At 35.1% G+C, this 20,618-nt stretch carries 24 protein-coding genes and 3 pseudogenes; 26 read left to right on the forward strand and 1 reads right to left on the reverse strand.

Annotated features, from left to right (window positions below; translation table 11 throughout):
• The first annotated feature begins 78 nt into the window (after positions 1 to 78).
• The 15 genes and pseudogenes from HXV90_RS00805 (at position 79) to HXV90_RS00870 (ending at position 12,012) form a co-directional block, all read left to right on the forward strand.
• Complete coding sequence (locus HXV90_RS00805; RefSeq protein WP_269898122.1) at positions 79 to 1,170, forward strand: DNA/RNA non-specific endonuclease; 1,092 nt, start codon at positions 79 to 81, stop codon at positions 1,168 to 1,170.
• An 11-nt stretch (positions 1,171 to 1,181) separates the two neighbouring features.
• Positions 1,182 to 1,670, forward strand: a complete 489-nt coding sequence (locus tag HXV90_RS00810) for an immunity protein YezG family protein (RefSeq protein ID WP_269899006.1) — start codon at positions 1,182 to 1,184, stop codon at positions 1,668 to 1,670.
• Positions 1,671 to 2,165: 495 nt separating this feature from the next.
• Positions 2,166 to 2,498, forward strand: coding sequence for a hypothetical protein (locus HXV90_RS00815; protein ID WP_269898123.1), 333 nt, complete (start codon positions 2,166 to 2,168; stop codon positions 2,496 to 2,498).
• Positions 2,499 to 2,942: 444 nt separating this feature from the next.
• On the forward strand, positions 2,943 to 3,146 hold the full coding sequence (locus HXV90_RS00820; RefSeq protein ID WP_269898124.1) for a hypothetical protein: 204 nt from the start codon (positions 2,943 to 2,945) through the stop codon (positions 3,144 to 3,146).
• Positions 3,146 to 4,546: an RNase A-like domain-containing protein gene (locus tag HXV90_RS00825; RefSeq protein WP_269898125.1), complete on the forward strand. Its 1,401-nt coding sequence runs from the start codon at positions 3,146 to 3,148 to the stop codon at positions 4,544 to 4,546. Before HXV90_RS00820 ends, HXV90_RS00825 begins: the two co-directional genes overlap by 1 nt.
• 17 nt (positions 4,547 to 4,563) lie before the next feature.
• Positions 4,564 to 4,863: a contact-dependent growth inhibition system immunity protein gene (locus HXV90_RS00830; protein WP_269898126.1), complete on the forward strand. Its 300-nt coding sequence runs from the start codon at positions 4,564 to 4,566 to the stop codon at positions 4,861 to 4,863.
• Between the two features lie 112 nt (positions 4,864 to 4,975).
• Complete coding sequence (locus tag HXV90_RS00835) at positions 4,976 to 5,248, forward strand: hypothetical protein (protein ID WP_269898127.1); 273 nt, start codon at positions 4,976 to 4,978, stop codon at positions 5,246 to 5,248.
• Between the two features lie 430 nt (positions 5,249 to 5,678).
• On the forward strand, positions 5,679 to 6,596 hold the full coding sequence (locus HXV90_RS00840) for a deaminase domain-containing protein (RefSeq protein WP_269898128.1): 918 nt from the start codon (positions 5,679 to 5,681) through the stop codon (positions 6,594 to 6,596).
• Positions 6,597 to 6,610: 14 nt separating this feature from the next.
• A complete protein-coding gene (locus tag HXV90_RS00845) occupies positions 6,611 to 7,306 on the forward strand; it encodes an Imm3 family immunity protein (protein ID WP_269898129.1) in 696 nt (231 codons plus the stop codon).
• 200 nt (positions 7,307 to 7,506) lie between these two features.
• The gene (locus tag HXV90_RS00850) at positions 7,507 to 8,679 is read left to right on the forward strand and encodes a hypothetical protein (protein WP_269898130.1); all 1,173 of its coding nucleotides are present in this window, start codon (positions 7,507 to 7,509) and stop codon (positions 8,677 to 8,679) included.
• A 10-nt stretch (positions 8,680 to 8,689) separates the two neighbouring features.
• Entirely contained in the window at positions 8,690 to 9,151 is a 462-nt protein-coding gene (locus HXV90_RS00855) for an SUKH-3 domain-containing protein (protein ID WP_269898131.1), read from the forward strand.
• Positions 9,152 to 9,637: 486 nt separating this feature from the next.
• Positions 9,638 to 9,706: pseudogene (locus tag HXV90_RS23455) on the forward strand (hypothetical protein); the annotation flags it as partial.
• Between the two features lie 30 nt (positions 9,707 to 9,736).
• Positions 9,737 to 10,600 carry a hypothetical protein gene (locus HXV90_RS00860; RefSeq protein WP_269898132.1) on the forward strand — a complete coding sequence of 288 codons (864 nt, stop codon included), beginning with the start codon at positions 9,737 to 9,739 and terminating at the stop codon, positions 10,598 to 10,600.
• Between the two features lie 28 nt (positions 10,601 to 10,628).
• Entirely contained in the window at positions 10,629 to 11,075 is a 447-nt protein-coding gene (locus HXV90_RS00865) for an SUKH-3 domain-containing protein (RefSeq protein WP_090919084.1), read from the forward strand.
• Positions 11,076 to 11,610: 535 nt separating this feature from the next.
• The gene (locus tag HXV90_RS00870) at positions 11,611 to 12,012 is read left to right on the forward strand and encodes a contact-dependent growth inhibition system immunity protein (protein WP_269898133.1); all 402 of its coding nucleotides are present in this window, start codon (positions 11,611 to 11,613) and stop codon (positions 12,010 to 12,012) included.
• A 318-nt stretch (positions 12,013 to 12,330) separates the two neighbouring features.
• On the opposite strand, the gene HXV90_RS00875 is transcribed toward HXV90_RS00870, so the two are convergent.
• Positions 12,331 to 12,531, reverse strand: coding sequence for a helix-turn-helix domain-containing protein (locus HXV90_RS00875; RefSeq protein ID WP_269898134.1), 201 nt, complete (start codon positions 12,529 to 12,531; stop codon positions 12,331 to 12,333).
• Between the two features lie 283 nt (positions 12,532 to 12,814).
• Between HXV90_RS00875 and HXV90_RS00880 the strand changes: the two genes are divergently transcribed.
• The 11 genes and pseudogenes from HXV90_RS00880 to HXV90_RS00930 all read left to right on the forward strand — a co-directional run bounded on the left by HXV90_RS00880 (position 12,815) and on the right by HXV90_RS00930 (position 20,523).
• Complete coding sequence (locus HXV90_RS00880) at positions 12,815 to 13,855, forward strand: hypothetical protein (RefSeq protein ID WP_269898135.1); 1,041 nt, start codon at positions 12,815 to 12,817, stop codon at positions 13,853 to 13,855.
• 17 nt (positions 13,856 to 13,872) lie between these two features.
• On the forward strand, positions 13,873 to 14,181 hold the full coding sequence (locus tag HXV90_RS00885; protein WP_258859716.1) for a hypothetical protein: 309 nt from the start codon (positions 13,873 to 13,875) through the stop codon (positions 14,179 to 14,181).
• 113 nt (positions 14,182 to 14,294) lie between these two features.
• Positions 14,295 to 15,020: pseudogene (locus HXV90_RS00890) on the forward strand (transposase); the annotation flags it as partial.
• A 234-nt stretch (positions 15,021 to 15,254) separates the two neighbouring features.
• The gene (locus HXV90_RS00895) at positions 15,255 to 15,614 is read left to right on the forward strand and encodes a deaminase domain-containing protein (RefSeq protein WP_269898136.1); all 360 of its coding nucleotides are present in this window, start codon (positions 15,255 to 15,257) and stop codon (positions 15,612 to 15,614) included.
• 17 nt (positions 15,615 to 15,631) lie between these two features.
• Complete coding sequence (locus tag HXV90_RS00900) at positions 15,632 to 16,030, forward strand: hypothetical protein (protein ID WP_269898137.1); 399 nt, start codon at positions 15,632 to 15,634, stop codon at positions 16,028 to 16,030.
• A 439-nt stretch (positions 16,031 to 16,469) separates the two neighbouring features.
• A pseudogene (locus HXV90_RS00905) lies at positions 16,470 to 17,173 on the forward strand (SMI1/KNR4 family protein).
• 605 nt (positions 17,174 to 17,778) lie between these two features.
• On the forward strand, positions 17,779 to 17,949 hold the full coding sequence (locus HXV90_RS00910; RefSeq protein ID WP_269898138.1) for a nucleic acid/nucleotide deaminase domain-containing protein: 171 nt from the start codon (positions 17,779 to 17,781) through the stop codon (positions 17,947 to 17,949).
• 4 nt (positions 17,950 to 17,953) lie between these two features.
• Complete coding sequence (locus HXV90_RS00915; protein ID WP_269898139.1) at positions 17,954 to 18,463, forward strand: hypothetical protein; 510 nt, start codon at positions 17,954 to 17,956, stop codon at positions 18,461 to 18,463.
• Positions 18,464 to 19,152: 689 nt separating this feature from the next.
• Complete coding sequence (locus tag HXV90_RS00920) at positions 19,153 to 19,338, forward strand: hypothetical protein (protein ID WP_269898140.1); 186 nt, start codon at positions 19,153 to 19,155, stop codon at positions 19,336 to 19,338.
• Positions 19,338 to 20,258: a hypothetical protein gene (locus HXV90_RS00925; RefSeq protein ID WP_269898141.1), complete on the forward strand. Its 921-nt coding sequence runs from the start codon at positions 19,338 to 19,340 to the stop codon at positions 20,256 to 20,258. The genes HXV90_RS00920 and HXV90_RS00925 overlap by 1 nt, the downstream gene beginning before the upstream one ends.
• Positions 20,233 to 20,523 (forward strand): hypothetical protein, encoded by a 291-nt coding sequence (locus tag HXV90_RS00930; RefSeq protein ID WP_269898142.1) that lies wholly within the window; start codon positions 20,233 to 20,235, stop codon positions 20,521 to 20,523. The genes HXV90_RS00925 and HXV90_RS00930 overlap by 26 nt, the downstream gene beginning before the upstream one ends.
• Positions 20,524 to 20,618: the final 95 nt, after the last annotated feature.

Raw genomic sequence — 20,618 nt, forward strand, 5'->3', positions numbered from 1 at the left:
TCTTAAAGCACTTGATTGTCTGTAACAGGTGAACGGAGGCGACTTTTAAAGACCGCTGTCAAACAGACGAAGCAGGTAGTGAAGAAACAAGTACTACCAGTCGTGAAAAAGGCTGCGCAAGCAACGACCAAAGCAGTGAAAAATGCTGTAAAACCTAAAAATCTGTTAAATACGCTCCAAACGGGCTTAGATATAGTCGGGATGGTCCCCGTTGTAGGAGAAGTAGCAGATGGCGTGAATGGTATTATTTATGCGGCAAGAGGTGACAAGGTCAATGCGGCCCTCTCCTTTGGCGCTATGATTCCAGTAGTGGGTAATGCGGCAACAGCTGGTAAATGGGTCAATAAAGGTGCGAAGGCAGCGAAGGGTATCAGTGAAAGTGCTCAAAAGGCGAATAAAGGTCTTTTAGGCAATGTAAAAGAAAAAGTCAACAAGCAAGTCTCAAATGTAAAAACCCAGATCCAAGCCAGAGTAGACGAAGTCAAACAACAGCTGCGTCAGCTAGGAGCCCCGCAGATGGAGTTGGCAGGTGCGAACGTTGGACGGATTTCGGATACAGGATCGGTTGGAAAAAATACGTCCTCCTCGAGTCCGAAGCCATCTAATTCCCAACCACCACAAAATGGCTCGAATAAAAAGCCTGCTGAAGTAACTAAGGAAAAAGTTGGACCGTCTCACGAAAAAGTGGATTATGGTGATCATTTTACGAAGAGTGGTAGAAAAAAAGTTTTAAAACCAAATGTAGAATACAAATCTCCAGATGGTTATACTTACCGTACGGATAACAATGGACGTATTTCCGAATGTGAAGGAACGCTTATTCTAGGCACTGCAGAACGAAACGCATACGCACAGAGAACAGTGGGAGGAAAAGATAGATTGCCTGATGACGACGGTGGACACTTAATAGGAGCACAGTTTAAAGGGCCAAAGGATATCGATAACCTAGTTCCACAAAATAGCCAGATTAACCGTTCTGGTGGTGAATGGTTCAATATGGAGACTGAGTGGGCAAATGCATTGAAAGAAACACCTCCGAAAAAAGTTACTGTACAAATTAATCCGACGTATTCTGGAGATTCAATGAGACCAGATGCATTCGAAGTAATTTATCATATAGAAGGACAAAGACAAGTAGAAAAGACAATTAAAAACCAAGCAGGAGGCTGATTTATTTGAGTATGGAACAAGAAATGAATAGAATCTACCATGAAATTGCAGAAATTGTGAATGAGATGATTCCAGAAAAATGGGAAAGTTTTCATTGTTATGCGCAAGTTTCAGAGACAGGGGGAGGGACTTATTTTTTCTATAATACCCCAGATAAAAAAGAAGAATTTATTTATAGTTTAGATATATCATCATATTTTAATATTGATAAAAATGAGTTTAATATTCTAAAAAGAAAACTATTTAGTTTATGCGAAAAATTAAGAGAAGTTTTTATTTATCATGGACAGGAGCTGTGGCACTCTTTTACATTATCGCTTGAACAAAGTGGAAAATTTAAGATCCATTATGATTATACTAATTGGTTTGAGACAGATTATGGATTTAATGAACAAATGGTGATATGGGAGTATAAGTATTTAGGAATTATACCAATAGATGAAAAGCAAAAAAAATTGATTGAAAGGTATTTAGAAGAATATCCAAATAACCCGATTTAATTAGGAATACGAATATTATGGATAAAATTTAGAGGTTATATTTAAATGGATTAAAGTATAATTTTTTGATGGCACCTTTAAATAAGAAAATTTATCGACTAATAATTGATTGTGGAAATGTTGATTTAGCTAACAAATCCAATATGCAGAATGGGGTAATTAATAAATAGAATCTCAAGGTGTCGAGATAGTTTATAAAGATGGCAATATGGCTTACTCTCCAATAAGTAGGGAATAATTACAATTGGTGATAAATAAAAAAATTCCTCTATGGTTAATTTATATTTATACATTTAGATGATAAGAAACAAGGTTTTCCTGGTATGAGTTATCATTTCCAAACTAGAAACTAATTAAATGCATTTATGAGAGAAGTAGAATTTGCAGAAAAGATTGGACGTAGAGATATTGTGAATATGCTTTTTGAAAATTACATTCAAGAGAGATCTTTGTTGACGAATCACTTAAAATGATAAAAGAAGTAAGTTGATATATTTGAATATTTTAGAGAAAATCGATAATGGAAATTGTGCAGTTGAAGAGTTGATAGAACTACTTGGTGAAAAGAATCCAATAATATTATATTATGTAATGATTGCTATTGGTAAATATGAGATATTCAATGAAGATATAATTAAAACACTAAATGAATTGTCCTTTAAAAGAGAGTCTAAAGATAAGTTGATAGGATATTATAAAATTGGTGATTTAGCTATGGTGACGTTAAAAAAAATTGGATTTAATCTAGAAGGAATCCCTACTTATCAAAAACTTGATGATTTTGAGCAAGGAATGATATTAAAATTATATAGTGAGATAGATTGGTGAAATATTGAATTTTAGAATAAGTGCAGATGCACAAATGTTAAATAATGTTTCAGATTGTTGATACAAACTTACCCTAATTTAACAGCCTTATGAGAATATTCTTAGAAATAATATATTTAATCTGAAACGAGTAATAAGTATTTAACCAAAGTGTTTAAAATTATTAGATGTTATATTTAACTAAACAGCTCAGGTGTCATTTTAAATGTGGTTGTGAGCTGTTTATTTTTATTGTAAATACTTACAAATAGATAAAATATATCGTTACTTTGTCAAAAAGGATCAGGTAAGAATCCATCTCAGCATTGATGAGTAACATTTACCGCCAAGGAGGGCGCTGTCTTTCTGCAGCTCCATCAGGACAGCGGCATCACTGTGCATAGTAAGCCATCCTTGCTGGTCAAAGCCAACGACACGATCACCTTTGCCGGAAAACGTGTGTCCATGAGTGCAGCGGAGTCGATGCATATCACATGCGGCTCAAGCAGTCTTGTATTTGATGGCAATACCGATATTCAGGGACAGGTAGTGACGATGGAGGGCTCCATTAAAGCCCCTGTATCTGTCGCTGCGCAAGAAGAGGAAGCAGACCTGGAGGCAGCCCTAGACGTCATGGGGATGATCCCTGTTGGTGGGGGTGATGCCTAATGGGTCTATTAGGATTAGCAGGAAGCTTACTAGGGATGATTCCGAAAGTAGGCTCTCCAGGTGGAAAGAAAAAAGGAAAGAGCGGAGGATCGAAAGGAAAGAGCGCTAAGAAATCCTCCAAAAAAAAGAGCTCCACGAAGAAAAAACAACGGAAGTCCAATAAAAAGAAGAAAAAGAAAAAACGCAAGAAGAAAAAGAAGAAGTGGGGTAAATTCTTTACCAAGGCACGGAAGCTAAAAAATAGTTTATCCAAGAGTAAATTGGTTAAACGGGCGAAAAAGGCAATTAAAAAAGCTGTCCTGACCACGAAAAAGGTTGTGAAAAAAACAAAGGCGGCTGTGACAAAAGCCAAGCAACAGGTAAAGGCCGCTGTCAAACAGACGAAGCAGGTCGTCAAAAAACAAGTACTACCAGCGATGAAAAAAGCTGCACAAGCAACGACCAAAGCAGTGAAAAATGCTGTAAAACCTAAAAATCTGTTAAATACGCTCCAAACGGGCTTAGATATAGTAGGGATGGTCCCCGTTGTAGGAGAAGTAGCAGATGGCGTGAATGGTATTATTTATGCGGCAAGAGGTGACAAGGTCAATGCGGCCCTCTCCTTTGGCGCTATGATTCCAGTAGTGGGCAATGCGGCAACAGCTGGTAAATGGGTCAATAAAGGTGCGAAGGCAGCGAAGGGTATCAGTGAAAGTGCTCAAAAAGCGAATAAAGGTCTTTTAGGCAATGTAAAAGAAAAAGTCAACAAGCAAGTCTCAAATGTAAAAACCCAGATCCAAGCCAAAGTAGACGAAGTCAAACAACAGCTGCGTCAGCTGCGACCACCAGAGATGGAGTTAGCAGGAGCAGGTGTAAACGTCAGACGCATAGAGGATACAGGAACGGTTGGAAAAAATACGTCATCCTCGAGTCCGAAGCCATCTAATTCCCAACCACCACAAAATGGCTCGAATAAAAAGCCTGATGAGAATAAGGGTACAGATAATGCTAAACTAGAAGATAAGAGTTCTCCTATACTTAGTGGCGGATTGTCTGAACATGAGTTAAAAGGTGGACATTTAATAGAAAGACATGTTGGGAAAACGGACGAAGAATTATTAGAAAGATTGAAAAGTAATTCAAAAATTTCTGGTTCTTCTACTTTTAAAGATATAACGACAGCTGAGCAAGTTGCTAATACAGTTTTAACCGATCCGAAGAATATTAAGAAAATCGAAAAATGGCTTTCTAATCCAGATAGTAATCCTACATTACCGTTAAAATACAAGAGTGATGGAGAGATAATTGGTAGAAGTGTATCAAAAGGCTCAGAAATAGTAGAAGATGTTACAAAAGCAAGGATTGTACTGAAAAAGGATAAAGAAGGTAGTTTTATTCTTACAGGATATCCAGAGAAATAAGAAAGTGGGGAATTTAGATGGATGAAAGTTATGATTTCTTAGAGGAGTTAGAAGATTTTTTAGGTGGAACATTCCATCAAGATATCAGTTCTCCTGAACAAGCATTAGATGAGTTTATAAAAGAAGCTAGTAAAAATTGTTTGCTGTTTACCATAAAGCATTGTGAAGAATTTTTAAATAGTGAATTAACAAAAAAAGAAAAGGAAAACATTATACAAAATAATGTAGAAATTTATTTTCCAGCAATTGAATTAACCCCGCTACAGTGGTTAATTCAATTAGTAGAACAAATAAAAGAAGGTTTGAAAACAAAATAGAAGTGTTTAATACAAAACTTTGGTTGACTTGAACTGCATCAGCGGTACAGGAAATATTCGTTTTATTACATTGACTTTAAGTGAAAATGTACACCAAATAGAATATTTGAAATTGGATATGAAAAATATTACCTTAATAAAAGGCATACCTAATTTTCAAGTTGAAGAATATGGCGATAAGACGTATATAGATGAAAATAGCAAATTGAATGTATATATAGGAATTGATAAGGTATTAATTTCATTTTCAGAAAACGATACTGTTTCAATTGTACAAAATGAGAATGTGGGATTTGCTTTAGACAAAGATAAAATGGTTTGTGGCGTTATAGTAAGTCGTATGTTAGAACATGAAAAGAATATATTAGAAGAAGCATTTAAATAAAGTGTTATGAAGTATAAAAAATAATTGAACCTTGATTGGCTCATATGCCTTTCAAGGTTTTTTTGTGGTTAAAAAGTAATCTGATATTTGAATCGAAAATTCATGAAGGCTGGACCATCAAGGAGTACTATGTAAACAGCGGTCTAAGAAGAAAAGTGTGAGAATTAGGCGAGATGACATTTTACATGCAGGAGGTAGTTTTGTATGGAATAGTGACTAAATAAACGATAATGACAAAGCTCGTGGCAAAAGTAAAATAGCGAAGCAATTTAAGAAAGTAGTAAAAAGAGCTGTCCTAGCGGGTAAGAAAACCTATAAACAAGCAGTAAACAAAACGAAAGCCGTTTATAACCAGACAAAGCAAGCGGTAAAGGAAGTAAAACAAACAACGAAGGAACTAGCCATCAAAACGAATTCAGCTGCAAAAGCGGTGATAAAGGACATCAAAAAACCAGTTGTCAAGTCACTTAATAGCTTCAAAGAAATCGGCAAAGATTTCAAAAGTGGTCTGGACAAAAGAGCAGATAAAGCACTCGATTCTCCATATGATTTTGCAAATTATCTAACTCTAGGTGCAGTAGATGGTACTTGGTCTGGAGCCAAAGGTAGAGCAGATAAGATGCTCGATTCACCTTCTGATTTTTTCAATTATGCAACATTTGGTTTCACGGGAATGGACCAAGGTGCGGTGAATCCGAAAGACCCATTATCAAAAGAACATTGGTTAGATAGTTTTGGCGTAGCCACGTCAGTGCTAGGGGTTAAAGGAGCGTCAAGTACAAAAACAACTAGTGGATTTTCATACAGTCCTTCTATTAGTATCCCTAAGAATAATTTGAAAAATAATACAAATAATATGGATAGATTTCCGACTAAGCAAATCGATCCTGTTATAGACAAACATATTATTGAAAAAGTTGCAACAGCGAGAGGGCAATTATCTAAGAAATATAAAGAACAGGGTAATTTTGCATACGCAGAAGTAGATGTTTCCGGAATTGATAAAAAAGATTTCTATGCCCACAGTGGAATTCATGATGCCTCAAAAAAAATTCCTGGAACAGAAAAATTTTCTTTTAAAACACAAAATCCAATATTTCAGGCTACTGAAGCACCTAATAAAGCAGGACAAAGCTTTTTAAGAGATGGAGATACTGAATATAAAATTTTAAACGATTTAGCAGAGAAAATTGGAAATAATAATGAGGTTAAAGGGACAATAAGGTTATTTACAGAAAAAGATACATGTGATAGTTGTAATCTTATAATTCAACAATTTGATGAGAAGTATCCAAATATTAAAATTGAAGTAATTCATAATAATGATAATAGTATATTACCAAAATAATCAGGAGGGTTCTTATGGTTTATAGTTATGAAGAATATGAAGAATATATTTTAGAAGATTATAATGATTTAGTTGGGGAAAAAATGAGTAAAGGAGAGGCGATTGCAAGAACATTTAATGAATATGACATGTTAGCCAAAAAAAGTGAAACAGATAAAGCAATGTTTTGTATAATATTTTCAGAAATAGCGTTAACTCATGAAAAGATTTCACATTCTTTCATGAATTATATTGAACAATCACTAAAGGAACTTGATTTCAAAGCAATTAAACAAGAAAATAGTTTAACAATTGAACAGTTAAACAGTTTAAAAAATCGAAGAGATTATGTTTTACAAGAGTTGAAAAAAAAGCCATTAAATTATTACCCAAGAGTTTGTTGGTATTATAATGAACTAAGCGAAGAAGTTCAGAAATTCATTGACGATTTTATAAAAGAAAGCGAAAGGTTAGAAGCAATTATTTCAAATGTATTACAACGATTTGATAGAGATTGTAAAAATACTAATAGTGAAAAATTTATTATTTACACAACACTAGCGGAAAGTATATATAATCATCAAATAAAGGATGTACTTGGTATTAACGAGCTAAAACTTGAATTGGAATCGTTTAGGATTGCTGATATAACTGATGAACAACTTACAGAAGAAGAACAAGAAAAGTTATCGGAACGAATTAAAAGTGTCTTATCTAAGTTAAATTTCTAAAAGCATTGATTAGTAAAGGTTAGTTCTAGCCCTAAACCCACAAGGGTTTAGGGCTATTCTTATATTAATTGAAAAGGGTATAAGAAAAGTTTAAATTCTTTACCAAGGCACGGAAGCTAAAAAATAGTTTATCCAAGAGTAAATTGGTTAAACGGGCGAAAAAGGCAATTAAAAAAGCTGTTCTGACCACGAAAAAGGTTGTGAAAAAAACAAAGGCCGCTGTTTCGAAGGCCAAGCAACAGGTAAAGGCCGCTGTCCAACAGACGAAGCAGGTCGTCAAAAAACAAGTACTACCAGCGATGAAAAAAGCTGCACAAGCAACGACCAAAGCTGTGAAAAATGCTGTAAAACCTAAAAATCTGTTAAATACGCTCCAAACGGGCTTAGATATAGTCGGGATGGTCCCCGTCGTAGGAGAAGTAGCGGATGGCGTAAATGGTATTATTTATGCGGCAAGAGGTGACAAGGTCAATGCGGCCCTCTCCTTTGGCGCTATGATTCCAGTAGTGGGCAATGCAGCAACAGCCGGTAAATGGGTCAATAAAGGTGCGAAGGCAGCGAAGGGTATCAGTGAAAATGCTCAAAAAGCGAATAAAGGTCTTTTAGGCAATGTAAAAGAAAAAGTCAACAAGCAAGTCTCAAATGTAAAAACGCAGATCCAAGTCAAAGTAGATGAAGTCAAACAACAGCTGCGTCAGCTGCGACCACCAGAGATGGAGTTAGCAGGAGCAGGTGTAAACGTCAGACGCATAGAGGATACAGGAACGGTTGGAAAAAATACGTCCTCCTCGAGTCCGAAGCCATCTAATTCCCAACCACCACAAAATGGCTCGAATAAAAAGCCTGATGAGAATAAGGGTACTAAAAATAATACAGCTAGAGCATTAAATTCGGAAGAAGCTATAGCTGTAGCAAGGAAAAAACTTGAGCAAGAACGAGCAGAACTTATTAATGGTAAATATATTGATCCAAATACAAATGAAATCTATATTCCACATGTTATTACTGCTGCTGTTGATATGAAAGCTGGAAAAACCTATATTGGTTATAATGGTGTCGGCACAGATTTAAGAACAGGGAATCCTAGATTTAATCCGACAGCATCGGATTTACTCGATGATACTAAAAAATTGGTGGAAAAAACTAAACAGAGAGCGATGGAAAAGGAAGGGAAAAATAGTTTTGAGAGATGGGAAGTAGAAAACTGTGCGGAAATTCAAGCAGTAAATCAAGCTTTTAAGGAGGGTGCAAAGCTTGAAGATATTCTCTTGAGCACCATCTCTTCAAAGGATGGTAAATATAAGGAGATGTGTAGGAATTGTAGTGTGACATTTGAGGAGTTTATTGTTGATATACCATTTGGTAAAAAGTGAGGTATTTATTATGGAAAGACTATCAATAAAAACAGAAAAAGTATTAAAACAATCGGGGTGGAACCCAAACCGAAAAATAGATATTAATTCACAGGTGAAATATTTGGAAAATAAAGGGTATGTGGTTTTCGATTGTGTAAAAGAAGCACTTGAGCAATTTGGTGAATTAAAATGTATATTTGAAAATGATGGAAAATCGGAGAGTTTTGTGATAGAACCGAAAGAAGGGCTGGGGGATTTAGACAGAAGGCATTATAAAAGATATGAAGTTATAATAGGTAATGATTTGGTTGTCATTGGTACTGCCTTTAGAGATAATGCAGTGTTGTATATGTCTAAGCAAGGGGAGGTATATGCAGTACTAGATGATTACTATATTTGGAAAGTTGGGTGTGGAATATATGAAGCTCTTAACAATTTATGTGAAGGAAGAGAGTTAAAAGTAATACATGAAGAGCATTTAAAAAATTAAGGTGATAAGTATTACTTAGTGCAGAATGAAATCATTAATTATGTATAGCTCATTTAATATAACTATAAAGACTTCGCCAGTTTATTTGTACGTATATAAATGCGTGAATTTTTCATCTGAATAACAGTATTCCATTACAACAAACAGGTCGATTATGGTTAGATAATTCCATGATAGACCTGTTTTTTACTATTTTTGTTTAGTTTTAAAGACACGAAAGAGGTTGGTGGAGCAGTTATCACAGAATTTGTGAAATTGGAAACGAAAGTAGCAAAATAAAAAGGGGAATTGGAAGAGATTGTTTTGGCAATGAAGAAGTAATGTTAGACTATGAAAATTTATTTATATTTTTAAAAGAAATAACTGGAGAGTATAGGGCGAAACATTTAGACAACGAGTTAGATAAGGAGGATCTAGAAAAGAGTTGCTTCCACCGTTGTTAGTAATGGCAAGGCCCTATATGAATCTGCCACAGGCAAAGACCCGATCACAGGTCGCAAGCTAAGCAAGGCAGAGCGAGCCATCTCCGCCGCTGCAGTAATTGGAGGACTCGCAGTCAAAGGGCTGAAGCATGGTGGAAAAGCGGTGATAAAAATCGCCACGAAGGGCGAGAAGGGCAGCGCTATCGTAGCAAGTACAACGAAAGCGGTAACGAAGCTAGCGGAGAAAGGCAAGCAGCTCACAACGAAAGTGGCAGCCAAGGCGAAGGAATTCAAAAAACAAGTCAATACAGCCATCGCCCAAGCGAAGCAAAATGGACGCAAGCAGCTCGACCATCTACAAAGTGCCTTACAAGGCAATAGACAAAATGATTTCGCACTGGCAGGCGGTGGGAAGCTAGTTACCCAGACGACGAGGAAAGAGAAGCCTACTGATACCTTGGTACAGGCAAGTTCTGGGAAAGGGTCGAGTTCAACTAAGGGTACGGGTAAAATTAGTAGACAAAAGCAAGTTGAGGTTGCCAAAGATTTTGCAAGAGAGCAGTTAGATGAACATGTTAAGTTTCTTAAGAACGGTGGAATCAAAAAAACTATAGATGAAAATGGATTTGGTGGAGGGAAATATAAACCGGATGTAATAAGTGCCGCTGTAGACATAACAAGGGTAGATGGTAAAAAAACTAAAATAACATTTGGTTATAATGGAGCTAGAGAAGGACAATTCAATCCAAGTGTAATGGAACTGCATCCAGACTTAGGTAAGATAGCACAAGGAACAAGGAAGAAAGCCAAAAATGACCCCAAAAATCCTTATAAGGATGATGAGAGTTTCGAAATTTGGCATGTTGAAAATTGTGCTGAGATTCAAGCAGTCAACCAGCTATTATGGTCAGGTTCAAAAATAGATGATATATTAATAAGCACGATTAATGGTAATGGGAAATATAAAGCGCCATGTAAAAATTGTCAAGAGACATTTTTAGATTTCATTAATGATTTTCGTGAATAGAACTTTTGAATAAATAGGGAGGATACTTATGCAAAATTTATCAGATGAAACGAGAGATATATTGCTACAAGCGGGATGGAATCCAAATAATAAGGTTGAATTAACCGAAACAGTAAAATTTTTAGAGGCGATGGGATATCAAGTGTTTAACCCAGTGGTGGATGCATTAAGTCAATTTGGTGGGGTTGAATATAAATTTAAGCATCCGGATGGAAGTTTAGAAACCTTTCATTTTAGCCCAGAAGAAGTTGTTGGGGATTACTATGAAAAAGAAGACTTTGAGGAATTTGAGGTACGAGTAAAAGAGCCGCTCGTAGTAATTGGAGAAGCATATCGTGGAAATTTAGTAATGTTTATCTCAAAATCGGGTAAGGTCTTTGGGAAAAATGGTTATTCATTATTTAAGTTTGGAGATGACATATTTGAGGCACTAGATACTCTTTGCTTATTTAGAAAACCAGAAGAAATAAAATAATAAAATTCAGTCATTCTATGATTTGTTTTGGCAACAGGAAAGAGGCTAGTCAGTGTTGAATAAAATATATCATCTTTAATATTTTCCAGAATTAAGATGGGTGTACAGAATGTCTCGGAAATTTAGCGTAATAGCGTTACATGAAACAAGTTAATTATGTTGAACTGTTTTATGGAAGGCTTTTTGCGTATCGATTATGATAATATAAATCTAGGTATATTATTTTAAGTAAATATTAATGATAATAAGAGCTATACTCTACGTACAAAGCTTACTTCCAAGTATGAAATTTTTAGGTTAAGTGCAGTATGATATGGAATTACTACGTGGCGATAAATACAAGGTATAATATGACAGAGTCATTTAAAACTTGTTTACGGTTAAAGATTCCTTGAATTCGAATTAATAACTCATGAAAGCTAGACCATCAAGGAGACGCTGCAACAAGAAAAGTATTACAAGATGGTTTGGATAAGGCTAATAAAAATATAAACAAAATAGAAGACTTATTTGAACCTTTTGGAGGGATATAAAAATGAAAATAAGGGATATTTATCAATTGCCACAGGGAGAAGTACAAGAAGACTATCCATTGGATGAATGGTATAATACCTTAATAAATAAAGATATTACAGAATTAGATATTAGTGATTTATGTAGAATGATTAAACAGAATATTTTTATTGAATTAGCAATAGATAAAGCAATAGGGTTTCTTAAGCTTAATCCTCTAGAAGGTGATGTTTATGATGGTCAGTTATTAGAGGTACTATTTTCTGTTGATATGGAAAAAATTACAGACCAAAAGGAACCGCTTAAAGAAGTTCTTATGGACGTAAAAGATAATATAGAAATGGATAATTTTATGAGTGATGAGGACTTTAATGAATATAAAGACTTAGTAGAGAAATTTTTAACTAAAATAAACTCATACTAAACTTAAACTATTACCTTGATTGGCTATATGCCTTTCAAGGTTTCTTTTTTGGTGGATACCTAGTGCCTAATAAATCGATTATTATTTTTGGGTTGTAGATAACCCCTATAACCCCTATATAATGTTTTAACAATTTTTTAGTACGTACAACATCTTTAAATTGTATGCCCAATTTAATAAATTTCACTTCGTGTAAATAACCTAAAAATCATCAGATACTACCATCCTCATCTCCAAATACTTTACCTTGGCTTTCTCCCCGCCTTTTAAATTTATTCGCAACTTTTACGTACATATAACGATTACTAGAGCGAGAGGCTACTCCACCTCGATTAACTCCTGAATGTCGATGTCTAACACTTTGCATACTGTTTCTAATGTTGATAGATAAACCCTGTCCACATTGTCTGAACAAAGATGACTAATTGTATTTGGTCGCAGCCCTGTCATTCGTGCCAATTCACGCTGTGAAAGGTCACGTTCTTTCAAGATTTCTTTAAGTTTGATTGATATAGACATGATAGTTCCCTTCCTCTGTTTATATTACTATTACGATACACAATAAATTTGTATCGGTAAAGGGGTTGAATGTATCGCTAAAGCCGCATACAATGAACTTATACTAAAAATAGCGGCTAAGCGTTACGTTAAGCTCAATTTATGTAACGGAAAGAAGAAAAAGAAGAAGTGGGGTAAATTCTTTACCAAGGCACGGAAGCTAAAAAATAGTTTATCCAAGAGTAAATTGGTTAAACGGGTGAAAAAGGCAATTAAAAAAACTGTTCTGACCACGAAAAAGGTTGTGAAAAAAACAAAGGCGGCTGTTTCGAAGGCCAAGCAACAGGTAAAGGCCGCTGTCCAACAGACGAAGCAGGTCGTCAAAAAACAAGTACTACCAGCGATGAAAAAAGCTGCACAAGCAACGACCAAAGCTGTGAAAAATGCTGTAAAACCTAAAAATCTGTTAAATACGCTCCAAACGGGCTTAGATATAGTCGGGATGGTCCCCGTTGTAGGAGAAGTAGCAGATGGCGTGAATGGTATTATTTATGCGGCAAGAGGTGACAAGGTCAATGCGGCTCTCTCCTTTGGCGCTATGATTCCAGTAGTGGGCAATGCGGCAACAGCTGGTAAATGGGTCAATAAAGGTGCGAAGGCAGCGAAGGGTATCAGTGAAAGTGCTCAAAAAGCGAATAAAGGTCTTTTAGGCAATGTAAAAGAAAAAGTCAACAAGCAAGTCTCAAATGTAAAAACGCAGATCCAAGCCAAAGTAGATGAAGTCAAACAACAGCTGCGTCAGCTGCGATCACCAGAGATGGAGGTAGCAGGAGCAGGTGTAAACGTTAGACGCATAGAGGATACAGGAACAGTTGGAAGAAACACAACAACTCCAAGTCCGAAGCCATCTAATTCCCAACCACCGCAAAATGGCTCGAATAAAAAGCCTGATGAGAATAAGGGTATAGGTAACTCTAAATGGAAATCAGCAGAATTATTAGACGAACTGGCAAATAGCGGTGTGAAATATAACCCTGATGAAGTGATGGCTATTACAAAAACAGCAAGTAGTAAGTTAGCCTGGCTTGAAAAAGGTAATTCAAATGCAGGTTTCGAACATGTAATGCGTCATGCAGATGAGTTTGCAGCTAAGGGAATTAAATCAAATGAAATTCCAGATTTCCTGATGGAGGCGTTAAGTAAAGGAAAAGTTGTTGGAACTCAAGGTCGAGGAAACGGAAGACCAATTTATGAAGTAGTATTCAACGGACAGAAACAAAGAGTTGCTATAACTGTTGGAAATAATGGTTTTATTGTAGGGGCAAATCCAAAATCAATACCATAAGAAGAAGGGGGAAAACCATGAACATTATTAAGATATTTCTGGAATATCAATGCTATCCAATGTGGATATATAATGAACAAGGTGAATTAGTTGATAATGATTTAGTTGGAGAACTTGAGGGTGAAGAAGAAATTGATAATATGCTTTTAGAGATACAGAATATATACAATAGTCTATTTGAAGACAATGCTCTCAACTTTGAGTTCAAAGGATTTTCAAATGAAAATGAAAAGACAGTATTTTTAAAGAAGGTAGAAAACACTATAGCCTTAATTAAAGAAAAATTGGGAGATAAGTATTTAATCGAGAATAAGGTAGAAATTTAATAAGATTAAAGAATAACCTTGATTGGCTAAATGTCTTTCAAGGTTTCTTTTTGTTTGGGGCTACCTAGTGACGAACAGTTCATTTTTTACGTATAGATTATGAGTAACCAATGGAGTTCTTTTCAGAAGTAGATGGGAAAACAGCTTTAGCCTTTTGGGAAAGCTATCCTTCACCATCTCATTTGGAGGGGGAAACAGTAGAGGACTTAAGAACATTCTTACTAGAAGCGAGTAACAATGCTTGTTCCACTAAAAAGGCAGAGCAAATAATGTCACTCGTTCTAGCTGATGGAGAGGTAAAGCGTGAATACCAAACATCAAGAGACTTTATCATTCAAAGCATAGTAAGAGATATCCGCTTTAAGAAGCAGGAAATCAAGAAGGTGGATAAAGAGTTAAAGGTGACCATTCAAACGTTAGGTATGCAGCTTGAAACTATGCCAGGGATTGATACGGTTACTTCCTCCGCATTGATTGCAGAGATTGGTGACATTCATCGTTTTGCCAATTCTGACAAACTCGCAAGATATGCAGGAATTGCCCCTATTAAGATGGGTTCGGGCGGTAAGGAAACGATGAAGAAAACAAAACAAGGTAATAGAAAGCTATATGACATCTTTTACAACCTATCTGTCCAACAAGTCCAAGTTAGTAAAGGTAGTAAAATACCTCGAAACCCTGTCTTTTATGCTTACTATAACCGTAAGCTAAGTGAAGGGAAGTCAAAGTCACAAGCCCTTCTTTGCATTATGAGAAGATTAGTCAGAATTATCTATGGTATGATGAAAAATAAAATGGCTTATATTATGCCAGATCAACCAGAAACAAAAGCTAGTTAATCAATATGGGTGGTGGTTGAACAAACTGCCATCCTTTTATAAAGTACATTTTTAGATATTCCTAAGGGTACGATTAAAGATAGGGTATCAAATAGAGCTATTGATAGGTATTATGAGAAAACTCAAAATATTAGAAGTGATATTAATAGGGAAATTGGAAAAATAATAAATTCTGATGAATATAAAAATCTATCAAATACACAAAAGAATAAATTAGATAGAAAAGTGAAAAAAATGAGTACTGCGAATGTTGCAGTAGCAGATGTGAGTATTTTAGGTATAAAAAAAGAATTCCAAGCACACAGTCAGATTCATTCTTCTGATAGTCTAGGTAGTAATGTTGGAGATTTCAGTTATTCCAAAACAGACAGATTATTGGAAACGTATGTTGATGATGGGTTTCCGCGATTCAATGACACAGAGGCTAAGATTCTTGAGGATATTGCTTCTCAAATAAAAGATCCTAATACGAAAGGTCGAATAGATTTGTTTACAGATTTAGATGCATGTCAAAGTTGTACAAATTTAATTATGGAATTCAGGAGAAAGTATCCAAATATCGAATTAAATGTTTATTCTAAAAATATGAGATAAGGATTGATGAGATGAATATGACAAGTTATGAATCAATAAAAAATTCTATAGTATTAGATTTTGAGGAATATATTAAAGAAGAGGGGTTAAATGTAGCACAGGTGGCAGCAAAAACTTTGGAAGAAGATTGGAGAATTGTAAATATAAGTTTATTTACTAAAACTTTATATTTTGTTTCTATTGCAATAGAGAGTTTAAAATACAAAGAAATTGCTGATTTTGTATATTCTAAATTAGATAGTTACCTAGTGAATACTAAATTTGAAGAGACTGTAGATGAGAATGATGTGGAACAATTGCTGCAAGACATTCGTATTTGTAAAGAATTAATCAACAAAAATAATTATGATATTAGAGAAACTAGCGATTCTACCAAAGCAAGGGTAGAATATATCTTAAGTTTAAAAATTGATTAATATTTTATAAGCGGTTGTTTCTGATATTTACTATTAAATTCTTTTATTAATTTAATTTGCTTGTAAGAGTTAAAAGAGGAAGACGTTATAATATTTAATTGTCTTTTTGAAGATAGTTATTGAGTTGTTAAACCTTGACTGGTTATATGCCTTCAAGGTTTTTTCTTAACTCAAAGAAGTTTGTGGTTAAAAAATAATCTGATATTTGATTCATAACTCATGAAGGCTGGACCATCAAGGAGTATTATGTAAACAGTGGTCTAGGAAGAAAAGTGTGAAAATTAGGTGAGATGACATTTTACATGCAGGAGATAGTTTTGTATGGAATAGTGACTAAATAAACGATAATTACAAAGCTCGTGGCGATAAACAAGGATACAAATAAATTGATTGTTTTTGAAACTTGAAAGATATATATGTAGAAAAGGGAGATTAGTAGATGAACCAAAAACTTACTTATTTAAAAAAGTACAATGAAAATGTTCGCATATTAACAATTGATCAAATTGAAAAACTTGAGGATAATGAAATACCAATTGAATGGAAAAAAATCTTTTATAAAGACGATATCAAAAAAAAATTGATTTATTTATGAAAATATGGGAAAAAAATATAGGGATTGAACTACGGAACACGATCTCTTATCTAAACGAATATCTTACAAATATTGAAATAATCGATATGGAAGGAGAATATTCAGTTTTATACACTATAAGAAATTCAAAAGGAGACATATTATATTACGAAGGGCGTAATCCTCAAAAGAGACAAAAAAACATAGAATTAGAGAAATCGTGGAGTAAAATACCTTCTTCGATTCAAAAATTTTATGAAAATGTTCACGATGGTTTTTATTATTATGCGAGTGAGTCGATGGGCTTAGTTCCACTAGAATCAGTAACATATCTTGGTGATGAAGATATTGAATGGAGTATTATTGATGATTTAGAAGAACCGATAAAAATTAACCTAGATTCATCTTTTGGCTTTTTCACTAACGGTATGGGAAGCTATATAGCGATAGATTATACAAATTGTGTTGATAATAATGCAACCTTTTGGTCCGCGAAATTAAAGCCAAAATATAATATAAATTTTTGGAGTTATGTAGATGAATGGATTGTAATTGGATTTGAAAATTAACTCTGTAAAGGTATTCTTATTTTAAAAGAATAAAAGCAAGATTTTTTAGAACCTAAAAATATTGTTAGGAAAATTACTTAAAGCACTTGATGTATAACACTCAACAAGTGCTTTTCGTGTTTTCACATTCGCGATAAATTACCCTCAAAAGAATTATAGTAACGTTGCAATATTGGATGTAAATATTTCTGGGCTTAAGCCATAATTTAAAGCGCACAGTAGGACAAAAGGGCAGATAAAGCACTCAATTCTCCATATGATTTTGCAAATTATCTAACTCTAGGTGCAGTAGATGGTATTTGGTCTGGAGCCAAAGGTAGAGCAGATAAGATGCTCGATTCACCTTCTGATTTTTTCAATTATGCAACATTTGGTTTCACGGGGATGGTCCAAGGTGCGGTGAATCCAAAACGATTTAAGAAATATTGTAGTGGCAGACATTGAGATAGATGGTGCTCGTTTTTCGAAGGTTTTTGAAAGTACAGAAAAAACCAGAGTAAAACCAAGTGGAAAAGTTGAAGTAAAAAAAGTGCATTCCGAAAAAGTTTTGGTAGAGGAAAAAAAAAGCTGCTGAACTAAATGGACAGACTTATAAAGTTCACCGAGTGTACACTGAAAGAGAACCTTGCATTCTTGGTGGTCATGATTGTAAGGCACTGCTAAAAAAAGAACTTCCTGAAGCTGAAGTAAGCTATAGTGTTGAGTATGGGGACAAAGCTTCAAGAGATCGTGGAAATGCTGAATTAGCTAAAGAGCTTGAAAAGTTAAAGGAGTGAAAGTATGGATTTTGATATCCGAGAGATACGAGAATATTATGACTCAGAAACAAGAGACTATGATTTTAATGAATTAGTTAATTTTGGGGTAAGTGTTGAAAATGCTGAATTTATGATAGATATTGGAGTACCAAAAGAATTTGGTGATTTTGAGTTCTATGAATTCAGCAACTTCCAAAAAGTAGTGATTGAAAAAGTGCAATTTATCAAAGTGGGTCATTGCACGTCTTATGAATATGGACTTTACTTAAAAGAAGGGAGCGATGAGCTTTTTACTAGTTCTTCCTTACTTCATCCTCTAATTTATACGCTTAATCAGAATTTAAGAACGTTCTTCTTGTTTCATTTGATTAGACAAGAAATATCAACGGAAATGAAAAAAGAAGGTGTATATACTTCATATAACTATGCAATTGAGTTGAGGAAGGTGTATGAGCAAATTGACCCCATAGCAATGAAGGAAGTAGAAGGGTATTGGTCACATATGATAGAAGACTATGAAACTGGATTATGAAACCCTATGAATCACTTAATAGAGTAGTAGAGTCTGGGAGTCCAGGGTCATCCATCGAAGGAGGAATAAGATGGCTTTTACGTTTTATTACTAAAGAATATGAAGATAATGAAACCATTTAAAGTGTTGAGGATAGATTAAAACCTCTAAAGATTCTATCAAATAAAATAGAGCTACTAAAAATTGAATTACTTGAGAATGTCAATATACCCTTTAAATGAAAGGCATATACAGTTGTATGACTAGCTATGAATTTGTCTTACTTCTATGTCCTAATAGGATACTTTGTCAAAACAAATAGTTAAAGGTAGAAACGTTGTTCTAACAGCTTTTCTACCTTTTTAATTTCATATAATACATGAATAAAAAAGGGATACATTCAAAAAAGAAACTATATAAGAAGTTAAACAAACAACGCTACAGCGGTTGTTCGTCATAGTGTACGAAAGGGCGGCGAGTCCAACCCGAAAACAGCTGATCCCAAAACGTCTTATTGGGGTACGCCGAAAGGGAAGGAAATGAAGCTAGACCCACAGTCCGTGACATTTACCGCCAAGGAGGGCGCCGTCTTTCTACAGCTCCATCAGAACAGCGGCATCACTGTGCATAGTAAGCCATCCTTGCTGGTCAAAGCCAACGACACGATCACCTTTGTCGGAAAACGTGTGTCCATGAGTGCCGCGGAGTCGATGCGTTTCACATGCGGCTCAAGCAGTCTAGTGTTTGATGGCAATACCGATATTCAGGGACAGGTAGTGACGATGGATGGCTCCATTAAAGCCCCTGTATCTGTCGCTGCGCAAGAAGAGGAAGCAGACCTGGAGGCAGCCCTAGACGTCATGGGGATGATCCCTGTTGGTGGGGGTGATGCCTAATGGGTCTATTAGGATTAGCAGGAAGCTTACTAGGGATGATTCCGAAAGTAGGCTTCCCAGGTGGAAAGAAAAAAGGAAAGAGCGGAGGATCGAAAGGAAAGAGCGCTAAGAAATCCTCCAAAAAGAAGAGCTCTACGAAGAAAAAACAACGGAAGTCCAATAAAAAGAAGAAAAAGAAAAAACGCAAGAAGAAAAAGAAGAAGTGGGGTAAATTCTTTACTAAGGCACGGAAGCTCTATAATAAACTAAGCAAAAGTAAAATAGCGAAGCAATTTAAGAAAGTAGTAAAAAGAGCTGTCCTAGTGGGTAAGAAAACCTATAAACAAGCAGTAAACAAAACGAAAGCCGTTTATAACCAGACAAAGCAAGCAGTAAAGGAAGTAAAAGTAGCCGCAAAAGAAGCTGTTAAAGTCTATAAGTCGTTAGATAAAATGGAGCCACTCAAAATAAACAAGGACATGTCTACCAAAGAAAAAATCTTACGGACAGGGTTTAACATGAGCCTCCAACAAGCACAAAAATCTAAAGGCAAGTTCGATGCAACTGTAGATGTAGCTAAAAACACCTACAATGATGTGAAAAAATTAGTAACTGATCCGATAGGCGTACTAAAAGAAACGAAAGACAATTTGAAAAATTTTGCTTCCCATCCACTGGCAACCGTAAAAACTATGGTGGGTTCAGTAAAAGACTCTTTTGAAAAAGATGTTATTCATGGTAATGACTACTCACGAGCATACTGGGGAACAAAAGCAACCATAAATACAGCTACAGCAGTTGTTGGTACAAAGGGTGTTGGCTCGCTTACAAAAATAGGAAAGAATTCGACTGGAGTAACAAGTGGTAAGTCTACTAGCAGTTCGAGTAGTAGTAGTAGTAAGGGTACGGTAAAAGATGTTACTTTTAAAAAGGGGTTATGATACACATTTAATAGAGGTAGAAGGTATTGTTAGAAAGAAAAATAAAGGAGTTGTCGGTGGACATAATTTGGAAGAATTTGAAAAGGCATTTATTGAAAAGGGGTGGGATTTACAAGATTGTATTATATCTAAAAAGCAGCACTCTAAAATTGAAGGAATTTATGAAATTGAATACGGATTACCTGCGTTAGATAGAGAATTAAATATTATCCCTGGTGAACTAAAAAAGTTAGCACTCCAAAGACTGTATATGATCCAAAAATAATTTCAAATAAACAAGTGTTTTTTTGCATATTTACGATTATTTAATTAGTGTACTAAGTGTTAAATTTTAATAGCTAAAAATCAGATGGAACAGGG

The organism is Lysinibacillus sp. JK80 (assembly GCF_027557635.1).
Classification (GTDB): domain Bacteria; phylum Bacillota; class Bacilli; order Bacillales_A; family Planococcaceae; genus Lysinibacillus; species Lysinibacillus capsici.

Excerpts from the sequence above, each read along its gene's own strand:
- HXV90_RS00825 (WP_269898125.1), top strand. The coding sequence starts at position 3,146 with ATGGGTCTATTAGGATTAGCAGGAAGCTTACTAGGGATGATTCCGAAA.
- HXV90_RS00830 (WP_269898126.1), top strand. The coding sequence starts at position 4,564 with ATGGATGAAAGTTATGATTTCTTAGAGGAGTTAGAAGATTTTTTAGGT.
- HXV90_RS00915 (WP_269898139.1), top strand. The coding sequence starts at position 17,954 with ATGGATTTTGATATCCGAGAGATACGAGAATATTATGACTCAGAAACA.
- HXV90_RS00845 (WP_269898129.1), top strand. The coding sequence starts at position 6,611 with ATGGTTTATAGTTATGAAGAATATGAAGAATATATTTTAGAAGATTAT.
- HXV90_RS00820 (WP_269898124.1), top strand. The coding sequence starts at position 2,943 with ATGAGTGCAGCGGAGTCGATGCATATCACATGCGGCTCAAGCAGTCTT.
- HXV90_RS00865 (WP_090919084.1), top strand. The coding sequence starts at position 10,629 with ATGCAAAATTTATCAGATGAAACGAGAGATATATTGCTACAAGCGGGA.
- HXV90_RS00810 (WP_269899006.1), top strand. The coding sequence starts at position 1,182 with ATGGAACAAGAAATGAATAGAATCTACCATGAAATTGCAGAAATTGTG.
- HXV90_RS00930 (WP_269898142.1), top strand. The coding sequence starts at position 20,233 with ATGTTACTTTTAAAAAGGGGTTATGATACACATTTAATAGAGGTAGAA.
- HXV90_RS00855 (WP_269898131.1), top strand. The coding sequence starts at position 8,690 with ATGGAAAGACTATCAATAAAAACAGAAAAAGTATTAAAACAATCGGGG.
- HXV90_RS00870 (WP_269898133.1), top strand. The coding sequence starts at position 11,611 with ATGAAAATAAGGGATATTTATCAATTGCCACAGGGAGAAGTACAAGAA.
- HXV90_RS00875 (WP_269898134.1), bottom strand. The coding sequence starts at position 12,531 with ATGTCTATATCAATCAAACTTAAAGAAATCTTGAAAGAACGTGACCTT.
- HXV90_RS00900 (WP_269898137.1), top strand. The coding sequence starts at position 15,632 with ATGACAAGTTATGAATCAATAAAAAATTCTATAGTATTAGATTTTGAG.
- HXV90_RS00920 (WP_269898140.1), top strand. The coding sequence starts at position 19,153 with ATGCGTTTCACATGCGGCTCAAGCAGTCTAGTGTTTGATGGCAATACC.
- HXV90_RS00885 (WP_258859716.1), top strand. The coding sequence starts at position 13,873 with ATGAACATTATTAAGATATTTCTGGAATATCAATGCTATCCAATGTGG.
- HXV90_RS00925 (WP_269898141.1), top strand. The coding sequence starts at position 19,338 with ATGGGTCTATTAGGATTAGCAGGAAGCTTACTAGGGATGATTCCGAAA.
- HXV90_RS00895 (WP_269898136.1), top strand. The coding sequence starts at position 15,255 with ATGAGTACTGCGAATGTTGCAGTAGCAGATGTGAGTATTTTAGGTATA.